Below are 20978 nucleotides of genomic sequence, written 5' to 3'. Positions count from 1 at the left end.
TCCAGCACCACATGCCGGGAGCAAAAAATGACAACTCCAGATCCCTCGGTCTCTCTATCTGACGGGGCCGCGCAAGCCGCGGCCACATGGCCCCAAACCCTGGTCGGCGTCGGCGTGCTGCTGACCGGCCTGGCGCTGGCCTTCGGCGCCATCGACATTTCTTCCGAAGCCGGCTACGGCGGCGTCGGCCCCAACTTCCTGCCCTGGCTGGTGTCGGTGGTGCTGGTGCTGTGCGGCGCATGGATCCTGTGGGAAGCGCGCACCGGCGGCTTTCGCGAACTCGACGCGCCCTCGGGCGCCGGCAGCGCCTACTGGCCCGGCTTCGTCTGGGTGTCGGCGGGCCTGCTGCTCAATGCCGCGCTCATCACCACCCTGGGCTTCATCCTCAGTTGCACGCTGTGCTACGTGCTGGCGGTGCAGGGCCTGCGCCGCGCGAGCGGGCAGGCGGGCGTGAATGCGCCACGCACCTGGTTCAACGACATCGTTGCCGGCGCGCTGATCTCCGCGCCCGTGTTCTGGACCTTCACGCAATTCCTGGCCATCAACCTGCCGGGCCTGACTTCCACCGGGTGGTTCTGACATGGAAATCTTCAACGCACTCATGGCGGGTTTCGCCACGGCGATCACCCCGATCAATCTGCTCTGGTGCCTCGTCGGCTGTGCCCTGGGCACCGCCGTGGGCGTGCTGCCCGGCATCGGCCCGGCGGTGGCGGTGGCGATGCTGCTGCCCATCACGGGCAAGGTCGACATCACGGCCTCGATGATCTTCTTCTCGGGCATCTACTACGGCGCCATGTACGGCGGCTCGACCACCTCCATCCTGCTCAACACGCCCGGCGAAACCGCCAGCATGGTGACCGCGATGGAGGGCAACAAGATGGCCAAGAGCGGAAGGGCGGGCGCGGCGCTTGCCACGGCCGCCATCGGCTCCTTCGTGGCCGGCACCATCGCCACCGTCATCGTCACGCTGTTCGCGCCGTTCGTGGCCGAGTTCGCGGTCAAGCTCGGGCCGCCTGAATATTTCCTGTTGATGTTGCTGGCCTTCACCACGGTGAGCGCGGTGCTCGGCAAGAGCACGCTGCGCGGCATGACGGCGCTGTTCGTCGGCCTCGCGGCCGGTTGCGTCGGCCTCGACCAGATCTCGGGCCAGGGCCGCTACACGGGCGGCGTGCCCGAGCTGCTCGACGGCATCGAGATCGTGCTGGTCGCGGTCGGCCTGTTCGCCGTGGCCGAAGTGCTCTATGCCGTGCTCTACGAGGGCAAGGTGGTCGAGGGCCAGAACAAGCTGAGCCGCGTGCATATGAGCAAGCGCGACTGGAAGCGTTCGATTCCCGCGTGGCTGCGCGGCACCGCCATCGGCACGCCGTTCGGCTGTATCCCGGCCGGCGGCACCGAGATCCCGACTTTCCTGAGCTATGCGATGGAAAAGAAGCTGGTGAAAGACCCCGAGGACAAGGCCGAGTTCGGCACCAAGGGCGCCATCGAAGGCGTGGCCGGCCCCGAAGCCGCCAACAACGCCACGGTGACGGCCGCGCTGATTCCGCTGCTCACGCTGGGCATTCCGACGTCGAACACCACGGCCATCTTGCTGGGCGCGTTCCAGAACTACGGCATCCAGCCGGGTCCACAGCTCTTCACGACTTCGGCCGCGCTGGTGTGGGCACTGATCGCCTCGCTCTACATCGGCAACGTCATGCTGCTGGTGCTGAACCTGCCGATGGTCGGCCTGTGGGTCAAGCTGCTGAAGATTCCGAAGCCGCAGCTCTACGCCGGCATCCTGATCTTCGCGACGGTGGGTGCCTACGGCATGCGCCAGAGCGCGTTCGACCTGTTCCTGCTGTACGGCATCGGCCTGCTCGGCGTGGTGATGCGGCGCTTCGACTTCCCGACCGCGCCCGTGGTGGTCGGCATGATCCTCGGGCCGCTCGCCGAAGCGCAACTGCGCAACGCCATGTCGATCGGCGAGGGCAGTGCGGCGGTGTTCTTCCAGCGCCCGATGTCGATCACGCTGGTCGTCATCATCGTGGCCGTGCTGGTGTTGCCGCGCGTTGCCAAGCGCATGAGCGAACGCAAGTTGAAGCGCCTGGCGCAGCTGGACGCCTGACGCTTCTTTTCGTTCCCCTTGAAATGCCGCGGCGCCCTGGCCCCGCGGCATTTTTCTTTTGGGCCGGCCGCCATTGGCGCGCCATGGTGGTCGTTCGCGCTGCGTTCGGTGCAGCGGCTCAGCGCGTTCGGCGATGCTCGCAATCCGGCTTGGTGCAACTGCCGTAGAGCGACAGCGCGTGCTCCCGCAGACGGAAGCCTCTTTGTTCGCACACCAGCGTTTGCCGATGCTCGATCTCGGCGTCGTGAAACTCCTCGACCCGCCCGCAATCGACGCACACCAGGTGGTCGTGGTGCATGCTGTCGTCAAGCTCGTAGATCGCCTTGCCGGTCTGGAAGTTGCTGCGCTTCAAGAGGCCCGCCTGCTCCAGCTGGGCGAGCACGCGATACACGGTGGCAAGGCCGACCTCGGCGCGCACCTCGATCAACAGGCGATAGACGTCTTCCGCCGAAAGATGGCGCTGCGCCTGGTTGCGGAAGAGTTCGAGGATCTTCATGCGCGGCAACGTGGCTTTCAGGCCCACCTGCCCGAGCGTATTCCGTGGGACCGGTGCATTCATCGACTGTCGCCTGGATGCGGGGAGGGCTGCATCGGCACCGCTTGCGCAAGAAACCGCATGGGGCGCCCCGTCGGCGCGGCGGACAACTCGCCATCGCGCATCACGACCTTGCCACGCACGACGGTCGCCATCGGCCAGCCGGTCACCCGCAGCCCGTCGTACGGCGTCCAGCCCACCACGCTGGCGATCCACCGGTTCGTGATTTCCCGGCGCGCCGCGAGGTCGACCAGCGTGAGGTCCGCGTCGAAGCCCACCGCAATGCGTCCTTTTCCCTCGATGCCGAAGACGCGGGCCGGCCCTGCGCTGGTCAGGTCCGCCAGCCGCTGCAAGCTCAGGCGGCCGTGGTGCACGTGATCGAGCATCACCGGCAGCAGCGTCTGCACGCCCGTCATGCCGCTGGGCGAGCGCGGATAGGGCAGTGCTTTTTCCTCGCGCGTGTGGGGTGCGTGATCGCTGCCGAGCACGTCGACCACGCCATTGCGAACCGCCTGCCAGAGCGCCTCCTGGTGGCGTGAGCGGCGGATCGGCGGATTCATCTGCGCCAACGTGCCCAGGCGCTCATAGCACTCGGGCGCGCTCAGCGTCAGATGGTGCGGCAGCACCTCGACGGACACGCGCGCCTTGTGCTGCGCGAGAAACTCGATCTCTTCGGCCGACGAGATGTGCAGCAGATGAAGGCGGCGGCCGCTTTCCCCCGCCAGCGCCACGATGCGCCGGGTGGCGCGCAGCGCGCTTTCGATATCGCGCCAGACCGGGTGGTTGCGCACATGGCCCAGGGTCTCGGCGATGCTTTTGCGCTCGCGAAGGCGCGCTTCGTCCTCGGCATGCACCGCCATGCGCCGGTGGCCGTGGCGCAGGATGCGGCGCAGCACCGCGTCTTCGTCGGCCAGCAGGTCGCCGAACGAGCTTCCCATGAAGACCTTGACGCCGGCGCAGCCCGGCAGCATTTCGAGTGACGCCAGCTGCTCGGCGTTGACGGCGGAACCACCGATGTAGAAGGCGTGGTCGCACCAGGCCTGCGCCTGTGCAATGGCGAGCTTGGCGTTCAGGTCGTCTTCGTGCAGCGTCAGCGGCTGCGTGTTCGGCATCTCGAACACGGCGGTGACGCCGCCGAGCACGGCGCCGCGCGTGCCCGCCTCGATGGTTTCCTTGTGCGTGAGGCCCGGCTCGCGGAAATGGACCTGGCTGTCGATCACGCCCGCAAGCACGTGCAGGCCCCGCGCATCGAGCGTTTCGTCGGCGCTCCAGCCGGTGGCGTCGAGCGCCGCGATGCGGCCGTTCACGCAGGCGATGTCGATCGTCTGCGCGCCGTTGGGCGTGAGGACCGTGCCGCCGCGAACCAGCAGCTCGGCGTGACGCGTTCGCAGGCGCAGGCGTTGTTGCGCATCGAGGGGCATGGCGCGGCGTTCCTCTTGCGCGCCGCAAGGGCGTTCGCGCTCAGAACTCATTCTGGATTCGCTTGTAGCCCTCGACCAGGCGGTTGTTGGTGCGCGCCACGTCCTCCGAGAACTCGGAGGCCCGCGCGGTGACCTTGGGAATGGTGGAAAGATCGGTCTTCGCGCCGATGCGCTCGGTCGACGGCACGTAGAAGTCCGGCGGCAGGTGGCAGTCGTCGAGCACCGCGTTGTGCCGCACCACGCAGCCGCGCGCGACAGTGCAGTTGAAGAGCACGCTGTTGAAGCCGATGAAGACGCCGTCGCCCACGGTGCAGGGGCCGTGCACGATGGCGCGGTGCGCGATCGAGGTGCGCTCGCCGATGGTCACGGCGGCGCCGGACTTGGAGTGGATGACCACGCCGTCCTGGATGTTCGAATGCGCGCCGATCACGATCGGGTCCATGTGGCCATCCTCGTCGACCTCGTCGGCGCGGATCACCGCGTACGGGCCGATGAAGACGTTCTCATGGACCACCACCCGGCCGCACAGGATGGCGGTGGGGTCGACAAAGGCGCTCGCATGGACTTGCGGCAGGTCGCCACGTGGGTTGCGGCGGATCATGCAAACACCTCCCCGGCGGATGCATTGGAAGCCCGTGCGAAGGCATCGTGCGGATGCAGGCTCTCCAGGTGGCGCACGTCGATGCGCGTGACAGAGAAAGACCCGGCGAGCGCTGCCTGCAGCCTGCGCGCCGCGTCCTCGACATACATGAGGTTCTGGCCATTCAGCCGCGCGAAGGCCTGCTCGTCGGCGCGCTTCACGGCCGCTTGTGCCGGCGTGCCGAGCGCGGCTTCCGCGAGGTCGATGAGCCGCAGCAGGCCCAGGTCGGGCGCGTCGTGCGGCAGGCGGACCTGGATGTCGGCGATGCTTCGCTGGCTGTGCGGCGTTGCCAGGGTCGCGTTGTCTTGCAGCCAGGCCAGGGCATCCGCCGTTGCCACGGCCTTGTGCGCGGCGAACCGCGCATCGAAGGCCTCTGCGATCAGTTGCCGGGACAGCGCGGCCGAGCAGGGGCAGGTGGAGGCGTAGGTGATGCGGACCTGCGCGTCGAGCGTGAAGCTTCCGTCGCGCCAGAGGGCCTCCAGCCGCACCGGATAGGCGTTCCAGCCGTGAAGCCCCGGCGTGACGAGCGCGGGGCGCTTGCACAGGAGATTGAACGACAGCACGAGCCGTGCACGCGCCGAGCCGCAGTCAGCGTGGCTCGCGACCATGGCCCGCAGCAGTTTGTGGAGCGAGGCCGTGCCCAGCCTCTCGCTTTCGGCGCTGTCGCACAGCAGGCGGTACAGGCGCGACATGTGAATCCCCTTGACCCGTGGGTCAGGCAGGTCCACCTCGACATCGGCGCGCGCATGGACCGGGTGGCGCACGCCCGGTTCGTCGGGCCAGACTGGCAGTTCGATACCCCGCATGCCGACTCCATCGAGCGGCAGGGGCATGGGGGAGGCTTCGGTCAGGGCAATGTCGGGTAATCGCGCGGTCATGATGAGCTGTCTGTAGTTAATGCAATTATGTTGCATTAAATGACGGCCATGCAATGAAGCGGCTTTACCCGGACTCGCGCCGCTTGCGTGCGAGCGCGAGTCCCCTGATCAGCGCTGCGGCGCTTCGACCAGGTCGTCGTCGATGTGCGGATCGGCAGGCTGCCCGCGCAGCTTGCGCACCGTGCGCCGTATCCAGTGCTCGATGTCGTCCACGTAGGTGAACACCGCCGGCACCACCAGCAGGCTCAGCACCGTCGAGGTGATCAACCCGCCGATCACCGCCATCGCCATCGGCGAGCGGAAGCTCGAATCGGCGGAGCCGAAGCCCACGGCGATCGGCAGCATGCCGGCGCCCATGGCGAGCGTGGTCATGATGATCGGCCGCGCCCGCTTGTGGCAGGCGTCGCGCAGCGCGTCCCAGCGGCTCATGCCGTGGTCGCGGCGCGCCACGATGGCGTATTCCACCAGCAGGATGGAGTTCTTCGTGGCAATGCCCATCAGCATGATCAGCCCGATCAGCGACGGCATCGACAGCGCCTTCTGGCCGATCAGCAAGCCCACGAAGGCGCCACCGAGTGCGAGCGGCAGCGCGCACAGAATCGTCACCGGATGCAGGAAGTCCTTGAACAGCAGCACCAGCACGATGTAGATGCACAGCACGCCGGTCAGCATCGCCAGGCCGAAGCTGGCGAACAGCTCGGTCATCACCTCGGCGTCGCCCACCTCGGCGATGCGCACGCCGGCCGGCAGCTTCTGGATCGAAGGCAGCGCCGCCACCGCGGTCTTGGCGTCGCCCAGGCCCACGCCCGACAGCTCGATCTCGAAGTTGACGTTGCGTGAGCGGTCGTAGCGGTCGATCACGGCCGGGCCGCCTTCCATGGTGAGCGAGGCGACCTGGCTCAGCATCACGGGGCCGCGCGCACCGGGCACGGAGAGGCGGCCGAGCAGGTCGATGTCCTGCCGCGCGGAGTCTTCCAGCTTCACCACGATCGGCACCTGGCGTTGCGCCAGGTTGAGCTTGGCGAGCGACTGGTCGTAGTCGCCCAGCGTGGCCACGCGCAGCGTCTCGGCAATGGCGGAGCTGGTCACGCCCAGGTCGGCGGCGCGCGCGAAGTCGGGGCGCACCGCGATCTCTGGCCGGATCAGGCTGGCGGTCGACGTGATGTTGCCCAGGCCGGGAATGGTGCGCAGGTCTTTCTCGACCGCACTGGCGGCCGCGGACAGCGCCAGCGGGTCTTCGCCGGTCAGCGCCAGGATGTATTTTTCGCCCGAACCACCCAGGCCCACGGTGCTGCGAACGCCGGGCAGGGTTTCGAGCGCGGTGCGTATCTGGTTTTCGATCACCTGCTTGCGCGGCCGGTCGCCGCGTGGGTCGAGCTTGATGGTCAGCGTGGCCTTGCGCGTCTCGGGCGTGCCGAAGCTGGCGAACGGATCACCGCCCGCGCTGCCGCCGGCCACCGTGGTGTAGACGCTCTTGACGTGCGCGATCTTCATCACGCGGTTGCGCGTTTCCTCGGCCGCGGCCGTGGTCTGCGCAAGCGTGGAGCCGGGCGCGAGCGACAGGTACACCTGCGTCTGCGAGTTGTCGTCCGGCGGAATGAAACCGGTCTTGAGCAGCGGAATCATCGCCAGCGAACCGAAGAAGAAGAGGGTGGCCAGCACCATCGTCTTGAAGCGGTTGTGGGTGCTCCACTCCACGGCGCGCATGTACCAGCGCAGCCAGCCCGGTTCCTTTTCCTCGCCGACGATGGGCTTGAGGATGTAGGCCGCCATCATGGGCGTGAGCACGCGCGCGACCACCAGCGAGGCGAACACCGCGAGCGAGGCCGTCCAGCCGAACTGCTTGAAGAACTTGCCGGCCACACCGCTCATGAAGGCCGTGGGCAGGAACACCGCGATCAGCGTGAAGGTGGTGGCGATCACGGCCAGGCCGATTTCATCCGCCGCTTCCATGGCCGCCTGAAACGGCGTCTTGCCCATGCGCAAGTGCCGCACGATGTTCTCGACCTCCACGATCGCATCGTCCACCAATATGCCCACCACCAGCGAGAGCGCCAGCAGCGAGATCACGTTGACCGAGAAGCCCAGCAGGTGCATGCCGATGAAGGCCGGAATCACCGACATCGGCAGCGCCACCGCCGACACGAAGGTGGCGCGCCAGTCGCGCAGGAACAGCCACACCACGATCACCGCCAGGATGGCGCCTTCGTACAGCAGGTGCAGCGAGCCGTTGTATTCCTCTTCCACCGGATCGACGAAGTTGAAGGCTTCGGTCAGCTCGATGTCGGGGCGCTGCGCGCGCAGGTCGGCCAGCGCCTTCTGCACCGCGTGGCCCACTTCCACTTCGCTGGCGCCACGGCTGCGGGCCACCTCGAAGCCGACCACCGGCTTGCCGTTGAGCAGCGCGGCGGCGCGCGGCTCGGCGATGGTGTCGCTGATGCGCGCCACCTGGTCCAGCCGCACGCGGCGGCCGTCGCTCAGCACGATCTGCATGTCGGCGAGCTGGTCGGCCGATTGCACCGTGGCCATGGTGCGAACGGGCTGTTCGCTGCCGCCCAGGTCGAAGCGGCCGCCCGCGCTCTCGACCTGCACCTGGCGCAGTTGGCGCGAGATGTCGCCGGCCGAGGCACCCAGCGCCTGCAGCTTGCCCGGGTCGAGGTCGATGTGCACCTGGCGCGTGACGCCGCCCACGCGGTTCACCGCGCCCACGCCGGACAGCGCGAGCAGCTTCTTGGTGATGTCGTTGTCGACGAACCAGCTCAGCGCCTCGGCGTCCATCTGCGACGACGCGATGGTGAAGGCCAGCACCGGCTGGCCCGCCAGGTCGAGCTTGGTGACGACCGGGTCGCGCACGTCGGCGGGCAGGTCGGCACGCACGCGCTGCACGGCGGAGCGCACGTCATCCACGGCTTCCTGCACCGGCTTTTCGAGGCGGAACTCGACGATCAGCGTGGCGGCGCCGTCCTGCACCTTGGTGGTGATGTGCTTGAGGCCCTGCACGGTGGCGATGGCGTTCTCGAGCTTGCGCGCGACGTCGGTTTCAAGCTGCGAAGGCGCGGCACCGGGCAGCGACGCCGAGACCGTGACGGTCGGCAGGTCGATGTCCGGAAAGTTCTGCACCTTCATCGCGTTGAACGACAGCAACCCACCGAAGGTGAGCAGCACGAACAGCATCACCGCCGGAATCGGGTTGCGTATGGACCAGGCGGAAACGTTCATGGGCGAGTCCTTGTTGTCTTACTTGGCTGCGGCGGCGGACGCGGCAGTCCTGGCGGGCTGGGCGGCGGGGACGGGCGTGTCGACCACGCGCACCAGGTCGCCGTCATTCAGGAAGCCCGCGCCCTGCACCACCACCTGCGCGCCGTCGGGCAGTGCGCTGGTGATCTCGATGCGGTCGTTCAGGCGGCGGCCGATTTGCACCTTGAGCTGGGCCACGTGGTTGTCGGGGCGCAGCAGGAACACGTTGTTGAACCCGTCGCGCGGCACGATGGCGGTTTGCGGCACCGTCGGCGCCGAGCTGCGGCCGAGTTCGAAGTCGCCGCGCGCGAACATGCCGGCCTTGATGCCGGTGTTCTGCTGCACGTTCGGCAGGTCGACGTACACCAGCGCCGCGCGCGTCTGCGGATCGACCGTGGGCGCAATGCTGCGCACCGTGCCGCGCACCTGCGCACCGCTGGCGCTGACCACGAAGGCCGGCGTGCCGACCGCGACGCGGCCGAGTTCGGCCGAGGTGACCTCGGCGCGCCATTCGAGCCGGCCCTGGCGGATCAGTCGAAACAGCTCGGTGCCGGCCGACACCACGCTGCCCACCGTGGCGGCGCGTGCGGAGATCACGCCGTCGTCGGGCGCCAGCACCTGCGTGTTGCGTCCGCGCACCTGCTGCGCTGCCAGCACCGCTTCGGCCGCTTCGACGCGTGCCTTGGCGGTCTGCTCGGTGGTCTGGTATTGGTTGATCTGCTGCTGGCTCAGTGCGCCGGTGGCCTGCAGCGTGCGTGCGCGCGCTGCATTGCCTGCGGCGTCGGCGGCGGTGGCACGGGCTTCGGCCAGCGAGGCGCGCGACTGCGCGATGTCGGCCTGCACCGTCTCGGGCGAGAAGACCGCGAGCACCTGGCCCTTCTTGACCACGTCGCCCACGTTCACGCGCACTTCAGCCAGGCGCAGGCCGTTGGATTCGGAGCCGACCACGGCCTCCTGCCAGGCGGCCACGTTGCCGTTGGCCGCGAGTGTGAGCTGCAGCTCGGTGGCCTGGGGCTTCGCCACGGTGACGGTGAGTGCCGGCTTGGGCGGATGGGCGCCGTCCTTTGTCTTGGCCGCGGCAGCGGAATCGGCGGTCTTGTCCGCCGGCTTGCCTGTCATCCACACCACCGCGCCGATGACGATGAGCAGCGCCAGCAGCGCGATGACGAGAGTGGAACGTTTCATTCTTTTCATGGCGACGTCGCAACCTTGGCGGTTGGTGTTGAGGTCATAGAGGACGACATTGAGGACGATTCAGGGCGGCTCCAGCCGCCACCCATCGAGCGGTAGAGCGCAACCCAGGCTTCGGTGCGCTCGCGTTGCAGCGAGACGCGCGCGGTTTGCGCCGTGAACAGCGTGCGGCGCGAATCCTCCAGCTCGAACAGGCTGGCCAGGCCGCTGCTGTAGCGGGCCTGCGTGGCGTTGAACGAGGCCTGGTAGTTCTTCACCGCGCTGTCGGCGTCGGTGGTGCGCGCGGCGGTGGCGTCGAGGTTGACGAGGGCTTCTTCCACCTCGCGCACCGCCTGCCGCACGCTCGCGCGATAGGTCGACACGGCTTCGGCGTAGCGCGCCTTGGCCGCATCGGTGTTGGCGATGCGGGAGCCGCCGTCGAGCAGCGGCACGGTGAGCGACAGCGGGCCGATGGTCCAGGTGTCCAGCGACTGCCTGAAGCCGTCGGTGCGGTATTGCAGGCGGCCGATGGAACCCGAGAGCGTGAGCTTGGGATAGCGCTCGGCCTCGGCGGAGCCCACGTCGGCGCTGGCCGAGGCCACGCCGAGTTCGGCCGCGTACACGTCGGGCCGTTGCGAGATGGCCTGCGCCGGCACGCTGGCGATGCTGCCGACGGCCGGCAGCACGCGCTGCGCGGGCGAGGCCGCGAGCTTCTGTTCCAGCGTGGTTTCGTCGATGCCGCTGAGCGCCACCAGCGCCTTGCGCTGCACCGCGCACTGGGCGCGCTGCTGGATGAGCCGGCCCGATGCATCGGAGGCACTGGCCCGTGCCAGCGCCGCATCGGCCGGCGAGGTGAAGCCGGCGCCCGCCGAAAGATCGGTCAGGCGCGAGGTCTCGGCGCGCGAGCGCGTGTCGGATTCGGCCACGCGCAACTGCTCCTGGCAGGTGCGCTCGGCGAAGTAGGCGTTGGCCGTTTCGGCCGCCACCGACACACGCGCGTCATGCCATTTGGCGTTGGCGCTGTTCTGCTTGGCTTCGGCGGAATCGCGGTCGGCGCGCAGGCGGCCGAACAGGTCGATCTCCCACTTGGACTGCAGGCCGGCCTGCAGCGTGGTGAGCGGCGCAACGGCCGTGCTGCTGCCACTGCTGCTGCTGCCGGCGCCGCCCGCGCCGAGCGAAGAGCCCGAGATGCCCCGGCTGGCCGATGCCGTGCCGTCCAGGCTGGGCAGCAGCGCCGCGCCGGCCTGCACGCGGGTCGAGCGCGCTTCGGCCACGCGCGCGGCGGCGCTTGCGACATTGGGGCTGGCGGCTTCGGCCGCGGCGATCAGCTCGACCAGCAGCGGATCGTCGAGCTGGCGCCACCAGTCGGCCAGCGACGCGAGCGAGCCGCCGTGGGGCAGGGGGGCGTGCCATTGCGCGGGCAAGGGCGCCACGACCTGCGCCGGCGGGCGTGTCAGGCCGCAGCCTGAAAGGCCGATGCCCAGGCCGAGTGGCAGGCAAAGGGAGGCGATCAGTCGGAGTCTTCTCATTTCTTCTTTCTCGCGGCCCGTGCGGGCGCGGCAGCCGGGATGCCGGCGGTGGCCGTGATGGCCGTCGTGCGGCGGCGTGTCTCTTCGGCCTGCACCAAAGCCAGCGCATAGCCCGTCAGGCGATCGGCCCAGGTGTCGATGCCGCGCGGGGTGCGCAGCAGCGAAGGGCGGATCGCCTCGATGAAGTCCTGGCTCACATAGAGCTGCATCGACAGCCCGGTGATGGCGAAGGTCAGGCGGTGGATGTCGTCGTCGGCCCGGTCCACCTTCAGGTGGCGGCACAGCAGGTCGGCAATGGCGCGGTGCGGGCCCTTGATGTCCTGTTCGAGTTCTTCCGCCCAGCGGCTGGTGGGCTCCAGCATCTCGCGCATGTGCAACTGGATGCATTGCCGCACGATCTCGCCCTGCTTGAGCGGATCGATCATGGACGACATGCAGATGCGCAGCGTGGCTTCGAGCGACTGGCCCGGCACGTTGCAGGCGGCCACGAGGTCGCTGGAGTCGCCGCCCATCGGCTCGTTGAAGGTGGCGGAGTAAAGCCCCTCCTTGTCGCCGAAGTAATAGCTGATGGCCGAGATGTTGACCTCGGCCTCGCGGGCGATCTCGCGCGTGGAGGTCTTGGCAAAGCCCTTCTGCGCGAACAGCCGCAGCGCGGTGTGGAGCAGCCGGTGGCGTGCCTCGGCGCCGTCGCTGCGCGGTGCGCGGCGCGGGGCCTGGGTAATGGTGGCTCTCGCGTTCATGGCCGGCATTACACCACGCGAAAAATCAAACGATTGATTAACTTAAGGCTTTATGAAGGCTTTGTTGCAAGGGTTGCAACCTGAGCATTTCATGAAGAGCGGCGGGACCCGGTTTCCCCCGGATGAGGGCGCGCTACGATCCGCGCATGCCAGCCGCCCCCACAGTCGCCGCACCGCCCGCCTTGCCCCTCGATGCCGAAGGCATCCTCGCGCTGGCCGCGCGTTCGATGTTTCATCTGTTTTCCAGCATCAGCCAGGGCATGTTCCTGGTGGACAGCAGCGGGCGCATCGTGTGGGTCAACGAAGGCTACCGGCGCTTTCTTCCGGCGCTGGGCTTTTCGTCCATCGACCAGTTCATGGGCCACATGGTCGAGGACGTGATCCCCAACACGCAGATGCGGCGCGTGCTTGAAACTGGCGAGCCGATATTGGTCGACCTGCTGACCAACAAGGCCGGCACCTTCGTCGTGAGCCGCATCCCGCTGCGCGAGGAGCGCGAAGGAGGCGAGGGCGGCTTGGGCGAGGTGATCGGTGCCATCGGCATCGTGCTGTTCGACCAGCCCGAGACCACGCTGCAGCCGCTCATCAGCAAGTTCGCGCTGCTGCAGCGCGACCTTGACGATGCGCGGCGCGAGCTGGCGAGCCAGCGCAACAACCCGCTGTATCAGCATGCCGATGGCCAGCGCCGCTCCAAGTACACCTTCGCGAGCTTCATCGGCAGCAGCCCGGCGGCGGTGGAGGTCAAGCGCCACGCGCGCCGCGCCGCGCAGTCGGCCAGCCCGGTGCTGCTGCTGGGCGAAACCGGCACCGGCAAGGAACTGTTGGCGCATGCGATTCATGCGTCGTCCGCGCGCGCCAAGGGCATGTTCGTCAGCGTCAACATCGCGGCCGTGCCCGACACCTTGCTGGAGGCCGAGTTCTTCGGCTTCGCGCCCGGCGCCTTCACCGGCGCGGACCGTCGCGGTCGCGAGGGCAAGTTCAAGCTGGCCGACGGCGGCAGCCTGTTCCTCGACGAAATCGGCGACATGCCGCTCGGCCTGCAGGCCAAGTTGCTGCGTGCGCTGCAAGAGGGCGAGATCGAACCGCTCGGCTCCAACAAGCTCGTGCCCTTCGATGCGCGCGTGATCGCCGCCACCTCGCGCGACCTGCCGGAGCTGGTGCGGCGCGGCCTGTTTCGCGAAGACCTCTACTACCGTCTCAACGTGCTGCCGCTGCGCGTGCCACCGTTGCGCGAACGGCGCCCCGACATTCCCGCGCTGGTCGAGGCGCTGGGCGAAGACATGGCCCTGCGCAGCGGCGAGGCGCCGCCCGAACTCACGCCCGACGCGCTCGCGCTGCTCGCCGGCCAGCACTGGCGCGGCAACATCCGCGAGCTGCGCAACGTGCTGGAGCAGGTGACGATGCGCAGCGACTCGCAACGCATCGACGCCGCGCAGCTCGAACGCATCCTGCGTGAAGCGGGGCTCGAACAGATCGAGCTGCCCGACACCTCGCTGAACGCGCGCGATGCCGATGAGGAAGCCGCCTTGCTGCGGCCACTGGCGCAGCAGGTCGCGGAGCTGGAGCGCAAGGCGATTGCCGCCGCGCTGGCATCGACCGGCGGGAACAAGCTTGCGACGTCGCGGCTGCTCGGCATTTCGCGCGCGACCTTGTATGAGCGGATGACGAGCCAGGACCGGCCGGCATGACGATGCTGAGCCACTTGCGCCGGATCGGTCGCGCCGACATCGAAAACGGCTCGCCAGTGATCACCGTCGAGATGCCGTACGAGGAATTTGTGAAGCGCTTCGGTGAGAGGCACTCGGATCATCCGTCCGACTGGGACGCGGCCGGACCGGTGGAACTCTGGTTCTTCGAGCTTCCCTGGGGGCACAAGATCACTCTCGAGTACCACACGTCCATCGACGAGTTCAACATCTACGTCGAATCGTTCGAGTTCGATGCGGTGCTCGACTTCCTCGATCTGAGAGCCTGCGAGGTTTTCATTCACTCGGCCCACATCGAACTGTTGAGGACGCGATATCCCGTGTACACGAAGGACCTGGGAGCCTTTGGACTTTTCCGGCTCGGCGAGGGCGGCGACCAGGTCCTGGTGCACGCTTATGAAAGCCGCCGCGTCGCCGACTACTACCAGCAGGTGTACGAGGGTAAAGAGGTCGGGCAACGCTATCGCGTGGAGAGCGTGAGTTCGAGACTCTGAACGCGCGCCGGGTGATACTCCCGCCCCTGACAGCAACCCGAACCCGACGATCCATGAAAGCTCTTGCCCGTATCGCTGCCTGCTTCGTCCTTTGCGCCGCGGGTGGCATCGCCAGCGCAGCACCGCCCCAATGCGCAAGCGAAGCCGTCGTGCAAGCCAAGAAGCTGCTGACCTTTCACTTCGGGCCCGACGACCGCATCGAAATCGACTCCGAGGTCAGGGAACTCGCGCCCATCCGCAATCCGGCCGACAAGAAGCAGCAGTTCAAGGTGCTGGAGGTCTGGGGCACGATCTACAAGGGCAACTACCGGATGCGGCTCATCTACTTCCCCATGGACAAGAGCTGCGTGCTGATGGGGCAGGAAATCCTGGAGCTGGCGCGGCTGTGAGCGTTCGGGCCCTGCGGTCGAGCTTCGGCCCCAACTGCCACTGGTGCGGCCTTCCCATGGACTTCGACGAGCCGCATGGCCGGCCCGAGTCCGCGACCATCGAGCACCTCATCGATTCGACGCTCGGCGGCGTGCGCACGCAAAAGCACCGGCGGCTGGCCCATGCGATCTGCAACCACACGCGCAACGAATTTCGAATGCAGGCCGAGCGTGAGTTCCAGCGCTGGATTGCCGAGCGCAAAAACCCTAGTAAACCCTGACTGATAAAAAGACAGTTGCCTGAAATTCGGTCACTGCAAGTGTTCTGAAATAAGGCGGATGAGGCTTCTTCCCAATGAAGAAACCTTTGTTATCAATGAGTTGGGCGGGTGGCACGAACTGTGCAATATTCAGTCACCATTTTCAGGAGACAAAGAATGAACCGTCGCCACCTCGTCGCCTTGGCCGCGCTCGCCACGTGCGCTGCCGCCGCTCCCGCCTGGGCCCAGTCCAACGAAATCCGCATCGCCCACATCTACAGCAAGACGGGCGCGCTGGAAGCCTATGGCAAGCAGACCCAGACCGGCTTTGCCATGGGCCTGGACTACGCCACCGGCGGCACGATGATGGTCAACGGCAAGAAGATCGTGGTCATCGAGAAGGACGACCAGGGCAAGCCCGACCTGGGCAAGTCGCTGCTGGCTGCCGCGTATTCCGACGACAAGGCCGCGCTGGCCGTGGGCCCGACCTCGTCGGGCGTGGCACTGGCCATGCTGCCAGTGGCCGAGGAATACAAGAAGATCCTGATCGTCGAGCCCGCCGTGGCCGACTCGATCACCGGCGACAAGTGGAACAAGTACATCTTTCGCACCGGCCGCAATTCGAGCCAGGACGCGATCTCCAATGCGGTGGCGGTCGACAAGGCCGGCGTGACCGTGGCCACGCTCGCGCAAGACAACGCCTTCGGCCGTGACGGCGTGAAGGCCTTCGGCGCCGCGCTCAAGAAGGCGAAGCTGGTGCACGAGGAATACCTGCCGCCCGCCACCACCGACTTCACCGCCGGTGCGCAGCGCCTGATCGACAAGCTGAAGGACCAGCCGGGCCGCAAGGTCATCTGGATCGTCTGGGCCGGCGCGGGCAACCCGTTCAAGATCGTCGACCTCGACTTGAAGCGCTACGGCATCGAGATTTCCACCGGCGGCAACATCCTGCCGGCCATGACGGCCTACAAGGCGCTGCCGGGCATGGAAGGCGCGGCGTACTACTACTTCGGCATCCCGAAGAACCCGGTGAACGAGGCGATGGTCTCGGCGCACTACAAGCAGTTCAAGACGCCGCCGGACTTCTTCACGGCCGGTGGTTTCTCGGCCGCGATGGCGGTGGTGACGGCGCTGAAGAAGACCAACGGCGACACCAACACCAACAAGCTCATCAGCACCATGGAAGGCATGAGCTTCGACACGCCCAAGGGCAAGATGACCTTCCGCAAGGAAGACCATCAGGCGATGCAGTCGATGTACCACTTCAAGATCAAGGTCGACCCGGCGTTCGCCTGGGGCGTGCCCGAGCTGGTCCATGAGATCAAGCCTGAAGAGATGGACATCCCCATCAAGAACAAAAGGTAAAGCTCGCCCCCAGGCTGCGCGCACTTCGTGTCGCTTCGCCAACCCCCTACCGGGGGCAACACCTGCGGCCCGGCAAAGCCGGTTCCGCGGTGTTCTTGAAAGTTCAGCGACCCGAGAAGCACCTCTCCCTATTTCGCCCCGGATGGCCGCCGGGCGAGGCGCCAGCCTGCGCCTTCATGGCGTGGGCGGCGCGATCCACGGCCGATTCGTCAAGCAAGCGTTCGATAAACCACAACAGAAGGAGACAGCGATGCAAGCGATGCGATTGAACTGGAAGGGATTTGCCGCGGTTGCGGTGGTGGCGATGGCGGCGCAGGCCGCCGTGGCAGCGGTGCCGCTGCCGGCGCTCGGCGCCAACCCGGCGGAGGTGAGCGTGTCGGGCCTCTCGGCCGGCGGCTTTGCGGCCGTGCAACTGCACGTGGCCTATTCGGCCACCTTCAAGCGCGGCGCCGGTGTCGTGGCCGGTGGCCCGTACTACTGCGCCGAAGGTTCGGTGGTCAACGCCACCGGGCGCTGCATGACGCACAGCACCAGCATTCCGGTGTCGTCGCTCGTGAGCACCACCAACAGCTGGGCCGCCAGCGGCGCGATTGATCCGGTGTCGAACATGAGCGGATCGAAGGTGTACATGTTCTCCGGCACTTCCGACAACACCGTCAAGCAGGCGGTGATGGACGACCTGAAGACCTACTACCAGAGCTTCGTGCCGGCGGCCAACATCGTCTACAAGAACAACATCGGCGCGGGCCACGCGATGGTCACCGACGACTACGGCAGTGCCTGCAGCACCACCGCCGCGCCCTACATCAACAACTGCGGCTTCGACCTCGCGGGCGAGATCCTCACGCAGCTCTACGGGCCGCTGAACCCGCGCAACAACGGCACGCTGGGCGGCACCTTCACCGAGTTCAACCAGTCGGAGTTCATCACCGGCCACGGCGTGGCCGCCACCGGCTGGATCTACGTGCCGCAGGCCTGCACCACCACCTCGTGCCGCGTGCACCTGGTGCTGCACGGCTGCAAGCAGAACTACAGCGACGTCAGCGACCAGTACGTGAAGAAGACCGGCTACAACCGCTGGGCTGACACCAACAACATCATCCTGCTCTACCCGCAGACCAGCACCGCCGCCACCAACAGTTGCTGGGACTGGTGGGGCTACGACAACGCGAACTACGCGAAGAAGTCGGGGCCGCAGATGGTGGCGTTGAAGGCCATGGTCGATCGCGTGGTCAGCACCGGCGGTGGTTCGTCGCTGCCGGCGCCGACCGGCGTGGGCACCTCGGGCGCGACCAGCAGCAGCATGACGATCGCCTGGACCAGCGTGTCGGGCGCCAGCGGCTACAACGTCTATCGCGGCGGCAGCCAGGTCAACAGCGCGGCCGTCACTGGCACCAGCTACACCGACACCGGCCTGGCCCCGTCCACCAGCTACAGCTGGACCGTGGCCGCGCTCGATGGCAATGGCGCAGCGGGTGCGATGTCGGCGGCAGCCACAGGCAGCACCACGGCCGGCAGCGGCGGTGGCGGAACCTGCTATACCGCGAGCAACTACACGCACACCATCGCCGGCCGCGCCTATGCGCTGTGGGGCCTGACCTATGCCTACGGCTCGGGGCAGTCCATGGGCCTGTGGAACATCTACGCCATCACCACGCTGAAGCAGACCGGCCCCAACTACTACGTGATCGGCAGCTGTTGAAGCCGATCGTCATCGACACACACTTTCATCTGCAATGACCAACGATGCTTGAGACGCGAGACCTGACCATTCGCTTCGGGGGACACGTGGCCGTCAACGGCGTGAGCTGCGCTTTCGCGCCGGGCACGCTGACGGCCATCGTCGGCCCCAACGGGGCGGGCAAGACCACTTACTTCAACCTGATCTCGGGCCAGCTCAAGGCGAGCGCGGGCACGGTGTCGCTCGACGGGCAACTGCTGTCGGGCCTGTCGCCGTCGGCGCGCACGCACGCGGGGCTGGGGCGGGCCTTCCAGCTCACCAACCTGTTCCCGAACCTTTCGGTGCTGGAGAGCGTGCGGCTGGCGGTGCAGGCCACGCGCGAGGGCGCGCACCGGCGCGGCCTGAACCTGTGGAGCATCTGGAGCGACCACAAGGCGCTGACCGAACGCGCGGACCAGATCCTGGCCGACGTCGCGCTCAAGTCGCGCGAGCATGCGACGGTGGCGAGCCTGCCGCACGGCGACCAGCGCAAGCTCGAAGTGGCATTGCTGATGGCGCTGGAGCCCAAGGTCTTCATGTTCGACGAACCCACGGCCGGCATGAACGCGGCCGAGGCGCCGGTCATCCTCGACCTGATCCGCAAGCTCAAGCAGGACAAGACCAAGACCATCCTGCTGGTCGAACACAAGATGGACGTGGTGCGCGAGCTGGCCGACCGCATCATCGTGCTGCACAACGGCACGCTGGTGGCGGACGGCGAGCCGGCCGAGGTGATTGCCTCGCCGGTGGTGCAAGAGGCTTACCTGGGTGTTGCGAAGGAGGCCGCTGCATGACGCGCCCGATGATGAATCTGAATTTCTCCCTCCCCCGCTGGGGGAGGGCAGGGGTGGGGGCAAGCGGCCTTCACCTCGCTGCGGCCTTTCAAGCGCCGCTCGCCCCCATCCCAACCTTCCCCCGGAAGGGGAAGGAGCAAGACCGATGACCAACCCGAACCTGTTGACCCTCGAAGGCGTGCAGACGCACATCGGGGCGTATCACATCCTCCACGGCGTCGACCTCGCCGTGCCGCGCGGTCAGCTCACGATGCTGCTGGGCCGCAACGGCGCGGGCAAGACGACCACGCTGCGAACCATCATGGGCCTGTGGCATGCGTCGCAGGGCAGCGTGCGCTTTGCCGACAAGGACATCACGGCGCTGCAGACCCCGCAGATCGCGGGCCTGGGCATTGCCTACGTGCCCGAGAACATGGGTATCTTCTCGGACCTCACGGTGAAAGAGAACATGCTGCTTGCCGCACGCGGCGCCAAGAACGCCGCGCAGATCGACGACACGCGGCTGAAGTGGATCTTCAAGCTCTTCCCCGCGGTCGAGAAGTTCTGGAACCACCCGGCCGGCAAGCTGTCGGGCGGGCAAAAGCAGATGCTGGCCGTGTCGCGCGCCATCGTCGAGCCGCGCGAGCTGCTGCTGATCGACGAGCCCAGCAAGGGCCTGGCGCCCGTGATGATCAACAACATGATCGACGCGTTCGCCGAACTCAAGCGCAGCGGCGTGACGATTTTGCTGGTGGAACAGAACATCAACTTCGCCCAACGCCTGGGCGACACCGTCGCGGTGATGGACAACGGCCGCGTGGTGCACAGCGGTTCGATGGCGGCGTTCTCCGAGGACGCGCAATTGCAGCAATCTCTCCTGGGTCTCGCGCTATGACGTATTTCGTGTCTTGTCCCCTCTCCCGCTTGCGGGAGAGGGCTAGGGTGAGGGCAGGCGGCCTGTGCAATGGCCAGGCCCTCATGTTGGCGCCGTTGGCCCTCACCCCAACCCTCTCCCGCAAGCGGGAGAGGGGGCAAGAGGGAGCGCTGCAATGAAGGCCCTCGACTTCGACTGGAAGCCGCTGCTTCTCGCCCCGGTGCTCGCGCTCGTCGCGCTGCCGCTCACCGGTTCCTTCTCGACCTGGCTCACGCTCACCGTCGCGGGCCTGGCGATGGGCATGATCATCTTCATCATCGCCTCGGGCCTCACGCTGGTGTTCGGCCTGATGGACGTGCTCAACTTCGGCCACGGCGTGTTCATCGCGCTCGGCGCCTTCGTGGCGAGCAGCGTGCTCGGCCTCATGGGCGACTGGACGGGCTCGGGTGAACTCTGGCGCAACCTCGTGGCCGTGTTCCCCGCGATGCTGGTCGCGATGCTCGTGGCCGGCGCCGTGGGCCTTGCGTTCGAGCGCTTCATCGTGCGCCCCGTGTACGGCCAGCACCTGAAGCAGATCCTCATCACCATGGGCGGCATGATCATCGGGGAAGAACTCATCAAGGTGATCTGGGGTCCGGCGCAGGTGCCGCTGCCGCTGCCCGAGGCGCTGCGCGGCTCGCTGCTCATCGGTGACGCCGCCATCAGCAAGTACCGCCTGCTCGCGGTGGCCGTGGGCGTGGTGGTGTTCGGCCTGCTCGCATGGACGCTGGGCCGCACCAAGATCGGCCTGCTCATTCGTGCCGGCGTGCAAGACCGCGAGATGGTCGAGTCACTCGGCTATCGCATCGGCCGGCTCTTCGTCGGCGTGTTCGTGGTCGGCAGCGCACTGGCCGGCCTGGGCGGCGTGATGTGGGGGCTGTTCCAGCAGAACCTGGTGCCGCAGATGGGCGCGCAGGTCAACGTGCTGATCTTCATCGTCATCATCATCGGCGGGCTGGGCTCGACGGGCGGTGCGCTCATCGGCGCGCTGCTGGTGGGCCTCATGACCAACTACATCGGCTTCCTGCTGCCGACACTCACGCAGTTCGCGAGCATCTTCCTGATGGTGGCCGTGCTGTTGTGGCGCCCGCAGGGTGTGTACCCCGTGGCGAATCGTTGAGAAAG

The 20978-nt window shown here is 67.2% G+C and carries 19 protein-coding genes; 11 read left to right on the top strand and 8 right to left on the bottom strand.

Annotated features, from left to right (window positions below; genetic code table 11):
• Positions 1–27: 27 nt before the first annotated feature.
• Both ACSFB7_RS13300 and ACSFB7_RS13295 read left to right on the top strand, forming a co-directional pair.
• On the top strand, positions 28–579 hold the full coding sequence (locus ACSFB7_RS13300) for a tripartite tricarboxylate transporter TctB family protein (RefSeq protein WP_435470747.1): 552 nt from the start codon (positions 28–30) through the stop codon (positions 577–579).
• Position 580: 1 nt separating this feature from the next.
• Positions 581–2104 carry a tripartite tricarboxylate transporter permease gene (locus ACSFB7_RS13295; protein WP_435470745.1) on the top strand — a complete coding sequence of 508 codons (1524 nt, stop codon included), beginning with the start codon at positions 581–583 and terminating at the stop codon, positions 2102–2104.
• A gap of 118 nt (positions 2105–2222) precedes the next feature.
• On the opposite strand, the gene fur is transcribed toward ACSFB7_RS13295, so the two are convergent.
• From fur to ACSFB7_RS13255, 8 genes are all read right to left on the bottom strand, one after another.
• Positions 2223–2663 carry a ferric iron uptake transcriptional regulator gene (gene fur, locus ACSFB7_RS13290; RefSeq protein WP_435470743.1) on the bottom strand — a complete coding sequence of 147 codons (441 nt, stop codon included), beginning with the start codon at positions 2661–2663 and terminating at the stop codon, positions 2223–2225.
• Positions 2660–4060, bottom strand: a complete 1401-nt coding sequence (locus ACSFB7_RS13285) for a dihydroorotase (RefSeq protein WP_435470741.1) — start codon at positions 4058–4060, stop codon at positions 2660–2662. The genes fur and ACSFB7_RS13285 overlap by 4 nt, the downstream gene beginning before the upstream one ends.
• 40 nt (positions 4061–4100) lie before the next feature.
• Positions 4101–4661 (bottom strand): gamma carbonic anhydrase family protein, encoded by a 561-nt coding sequence (locus ACSFB7_RS13280; RefSeq protein ID WP_093241497.1) that lies wholly within the window; start codon positions 4659–4661, stop codon positions 4101–4103.
• Complete coding sequence (gene folE2 / locus ACSFB7_RS13275) at positions 4658–5578, bottom strand: GTP cyclohydrolase FolE2 (RefSeq protein ID WP_435470739.1); 921 nt, start codon at positions 5576–5578, stop codon at positions 4658–4660. The genes ACSFB7_RS13280 and folE2 overlap by 4 nt, the downstream gene beginning before the upstream one ends.
• Before the next feature lie 108 nt (positions 5579–5686).
• Complete coding sequence (locus ACSFB7_RS13270; RefSeq protein WP_435470737.1) at positions 5687–8797, bottom strand: efflux RND transporter permease subunit; 3111 nt, start codon at positions 8795–8797, stop codon at positions 5687–5689.
• 18 nt (positions 8798–8815) lie between these two features.
• A complete protein-coding gene (locus ACSFB7_RS13265; RefSeq protein ID WP_435470735.1) occupies positions 8816–10009 on the bottom strand; it encodes an efflux RND transporter periplasmic adaptor subunit in 1194 nt (397 codons plus the stop codon).
• Entirely contained in the window at positions 10006–11514 is a 1509-nt protein-coding gene (locus ACSFB7_RS13260; protein ID WP_435470733.1) for an efflux transporter outer membrane subunit, read from the bottom strand. The genes ACSFB7_RS13265 and ACSFB7_RS13260 overlap by 4 nt, the downstream gene beginning before the upstream one ends.
• Complete coding sequence (locus ACSFB7_RS13255; RefSeq protein WP_435470731.1) at positions 11511–12263, bottom strand: TetR/AcrR family transcriptional regulator; 753 nt, start codon at positions 12261–12263, stop codon at positions 11511–11513. Before ACSFB7_RS13255 ends, ACSFB7_RS13260 begins: the two co-directional genes overlap by 4 nt.
• 137 nt (positions 12264–12400) lie before the next feature.
• Between ACSFB7_RS13255 and ACSFB7_RS13250 the strand changes: the two genes are divergently transcribed.
• The 9 genes from ACSFB7_RS13250 to ACSFB7_RS13210 all read left to right on the top strand — a co-directional run bounded on the left by ACSFB7_RS13250 (position 12401) and on the right by ACSFB7_RS13210 (position 20973).
• Complete coding sequence (locus ACSFB7_RS13250; RefSeq protein WP_435470729.1) at positions 12401–13942, top strand: sigma-54 interaction domain-containing protein; 1542 nt, start codon at positions 12401–12403, stop codon at positions 13940–13942.
• The gene (locus ACSFB7_RS13245) at positions 13939–14454 is read left to right on the top strand and encodes a hypothetical protein (RefSeq protein WP_435470727.1); all 516 of its coding nucleotides are present in this window, start codon (positions 13939–13941) and stop codon (positions 14452–14454) included. The genes ACSFB7_RS13250 and ACSFB7_RS13245 overlap by 4 nt, the downstream gene beginning before the upstream one ends.
• A 53-nt stretch (positions 14455–14507) precedes the next feature.
• Complete coding sequence (locus ACSFB7_RS13240; protein WP_435470726.1) at positions 14508–14843, top strand: hypothetical protein; 336 nt, start codon at positions 14508–14510, stop codon at positions 14841–14843.
• 56 nt (positions 14844–14899) lie between these two features.
• On the top strand, positions 14900–15103 hold the full coding sequence (locus ACSFB7_RS13235) for a hypothetical protein (RefSeq protein ID WP_435470724.1): 204 nt from the start codon (positions 14900–14902) through the stop codon (positions 15101–15103).
• 156 nt (positions 15104–15259) lie between these two features.
• Positions 15260–16447, top strand: coding sequence for a substrate-binding domain-containing protein (locus ACSFB7_RS13230; RefSeq protein WP_435470722.1), 1188 nt, complete (start codon positions 15260–15262; stop codon positions 16445–16447).
• Between the two features lie 250 nt (positions 16448–16697).
• Entirely contained in the window at positions 16698–18149 is a 1452-nt protein-coding gene (locus ACSFB7_RS13225) for an extracellular catalytic domain type 2 short-chain-length polyhydroxyalkanoate depolymerase (RefSeq protein ID WP_435470720.1), read from the top strand.
• Between the two features lie 44 nt (positions 18150–18193).
• Positions 18194–18961 (top strand): ABC transporter ATP-binding protein, encoded by a 768-nt coding sequence (locus tag ACSFB7_RS13220; protein WP_435470718.1) that lies wholly within the window; start codon positions 18194–18196, stop codon positions 18959–18961.
• A 145-nt stretch (positions 18962–19106) separates the two neighbouring features.
• Positions 19107–19835 carry an ABC transporter ATP-binding protein gene (locus ACSFB7_RS13215; RefSeq protein ID WP_435470716.1) on the top strand — a complete coding sequence of 243 codons (729 nt, stop codon included), beginning with the start codon at positions 19107–19109 and terminating at the stop codon, positions 19833–19835.
• Positions 19836–19989: 154 nt separating this feature from the next.
• On the top strand, positions 19990–20973 hold the full coding sequence (locus ACSFB7_RS13210; RefSeq protein ID WP_435470714.1) for a branched-chain amino acid ABC transporter permease: 984 nt from the start codon (positions 19990–19992) through the stop codon (positions 20971–20973).
• Positions 20974–20978 lie beyond the last annotated feature (5 nt).

The organism is Variovorax raffinosi, assembly GCF_051216615.1.
GTDB lineage: Bacteria > Pseudomonadota > Gammaproteobacteria > Burkholderiales > Burkholderiaceae_C > Variovorax.
Note: the sequence above shows the minus strand (reverse complement) of the source record. Positions and strands in the feature narration are given on the sequence as shown.

Excerpts from the sequence above, each read along its gene's own strand:
- ACSFB7_RS13285 (WP_435470741.1), bottom strand. The coding sequence starts at position 4,060 with ATGCCCCTCGATGCGCAACAACGCCTGCGCCTGCGAACGCGTCACGCC.
- ACSFB7_RS13255 (WP_435470731.1), bottom strand. The coding sequence starts at position 12,263 with ATGCCGGCCATGAACGCGAGAGCCACCATTACCCAGGCCCCGCGCCGC.
- ACSFB7_RS13240 (WP_435470726.1), top strand. The coding sequence starts at position 14,508 with ATGAAAGCTCTTGCCCGTATCGCTGCCTGCTTCGTCCTTTGCGCCGCG.
- ACSFB7_RS13295 (WP_435470745.1), top strand. The coding sequence starts at position 581 with ATGGAAATCTTCAACGCACTCATGGCGGGTTTCGCCACGGCGATCACC.
- ACSFB7_RS13215 (WP_435470716.1), top strand. The coding sequence starts at position 19,107 with ATGACCAACCCGAACCTGTTGACCCTCGAAGGCGTGCAGACGCACATC.
- folE2 (WP_435470739.1), bottom strand. The coding sequence starts at position 5,578 with ATGACCGCGCGATTACCCGACATTGCCCTGACCGAAGCCTCCCCCATG.
- fur (WP_435470743.1), bottom strand. The coding sequence starts at position 2,663 with ATGAATGCACCGGTCCCACGGAATACGCTCGGGCAGGTGGGCCTGAAA.
- ACSFB7_RS13270 (WP_435470737.1), bottom strand. The coding sequence starts at position 8,797 with ATGAACGTTTCCGCCTGGTCCATACGCAACCCGATTCCGGCGGTGATG.
- ACSFB7_RS13225 (WP_435470720.1), top strand. The coding sequence starts at position 16,698 with ATGCAAGCGATGCGATTGAACTGGAAGGGATTTGCCGCGGTTGCGGTG.
- ACSFB7_RS13220 (WP_435470718.1), top strand. The coding sequence starts at position 18,194 with ATGCTTGAGACGCGAGACCTGACCATTCGCTTCGGGGGACACGTGGCC.
- ACSFB7_RS13245 (WP_435470727.1), top strand. The coding sequence starts at position 13,939 with ATGACGATGCTGAGCCACTTGCGCCGGATCGGTCGCGCCGACATCGAA.
- ACSFB7_RS13250 (WP_435470729.1), top strand. The coding sequence starts at position 12,401 with ATGCCAGCCGCCCCCACAGTCGCCGCACCGCCCGCCTTGCCCCTCGAT.
- ACSFB7_RS13280 (WP_093241497.1), bottom strand. The coding sequence starts at position 4,661 with ATGATCCGCCGCAACCCACGTGGCGACCTGCCGCAAGTCCATGCGAGC.
- ACSFB7_RS13210 (WP_435470714.1), top strand. The coding sequence starts at position 19,990 with ATGAAGGCCCTCGACTTCGACTGGAAGCCGCTGCTTCTCGCCCCGGTG.
- ACSFB7_RS13235 (WP_435470724.1), top strand. The coding sequence starts at position 14,900 with ATGGACTTCGACGAGCCGCATGGCCGGCCCGAGTCCGCGACCATCGAG.
- ACSFB7_RS13300 (WP_435470747.1), top strand. The coding sequence starts at position 28 with ATGACAACTCCAGATCCCTCGGTCTCTCTATCTGACGGGGCCGCGCAA.
- ACSFB7_RS13260 (WP_435470733.1), bottom strand. The coding sequence starts at position 11,514 with ATGAGAAGACTCCGACTGATCGCCTCCCTTTGCCTGCCACTCGGCCTG.
- ACSFB7_RS13230 (WP_435470722.1), top strand. The coding sequence starts at position 15,260 with ATGAACCGTCGCCACCTCGTCGCCTTGGCCGCGCTCGCCACGTGCGCT.
- ACSFB7_RS13265 (WP_435470735.1), bottom strand. The coding sequence starts at position 10,009 with ATGAAAAGAATGAAACGTTCCACTCTCGTCATCGCGCTGCTGGCGCTG.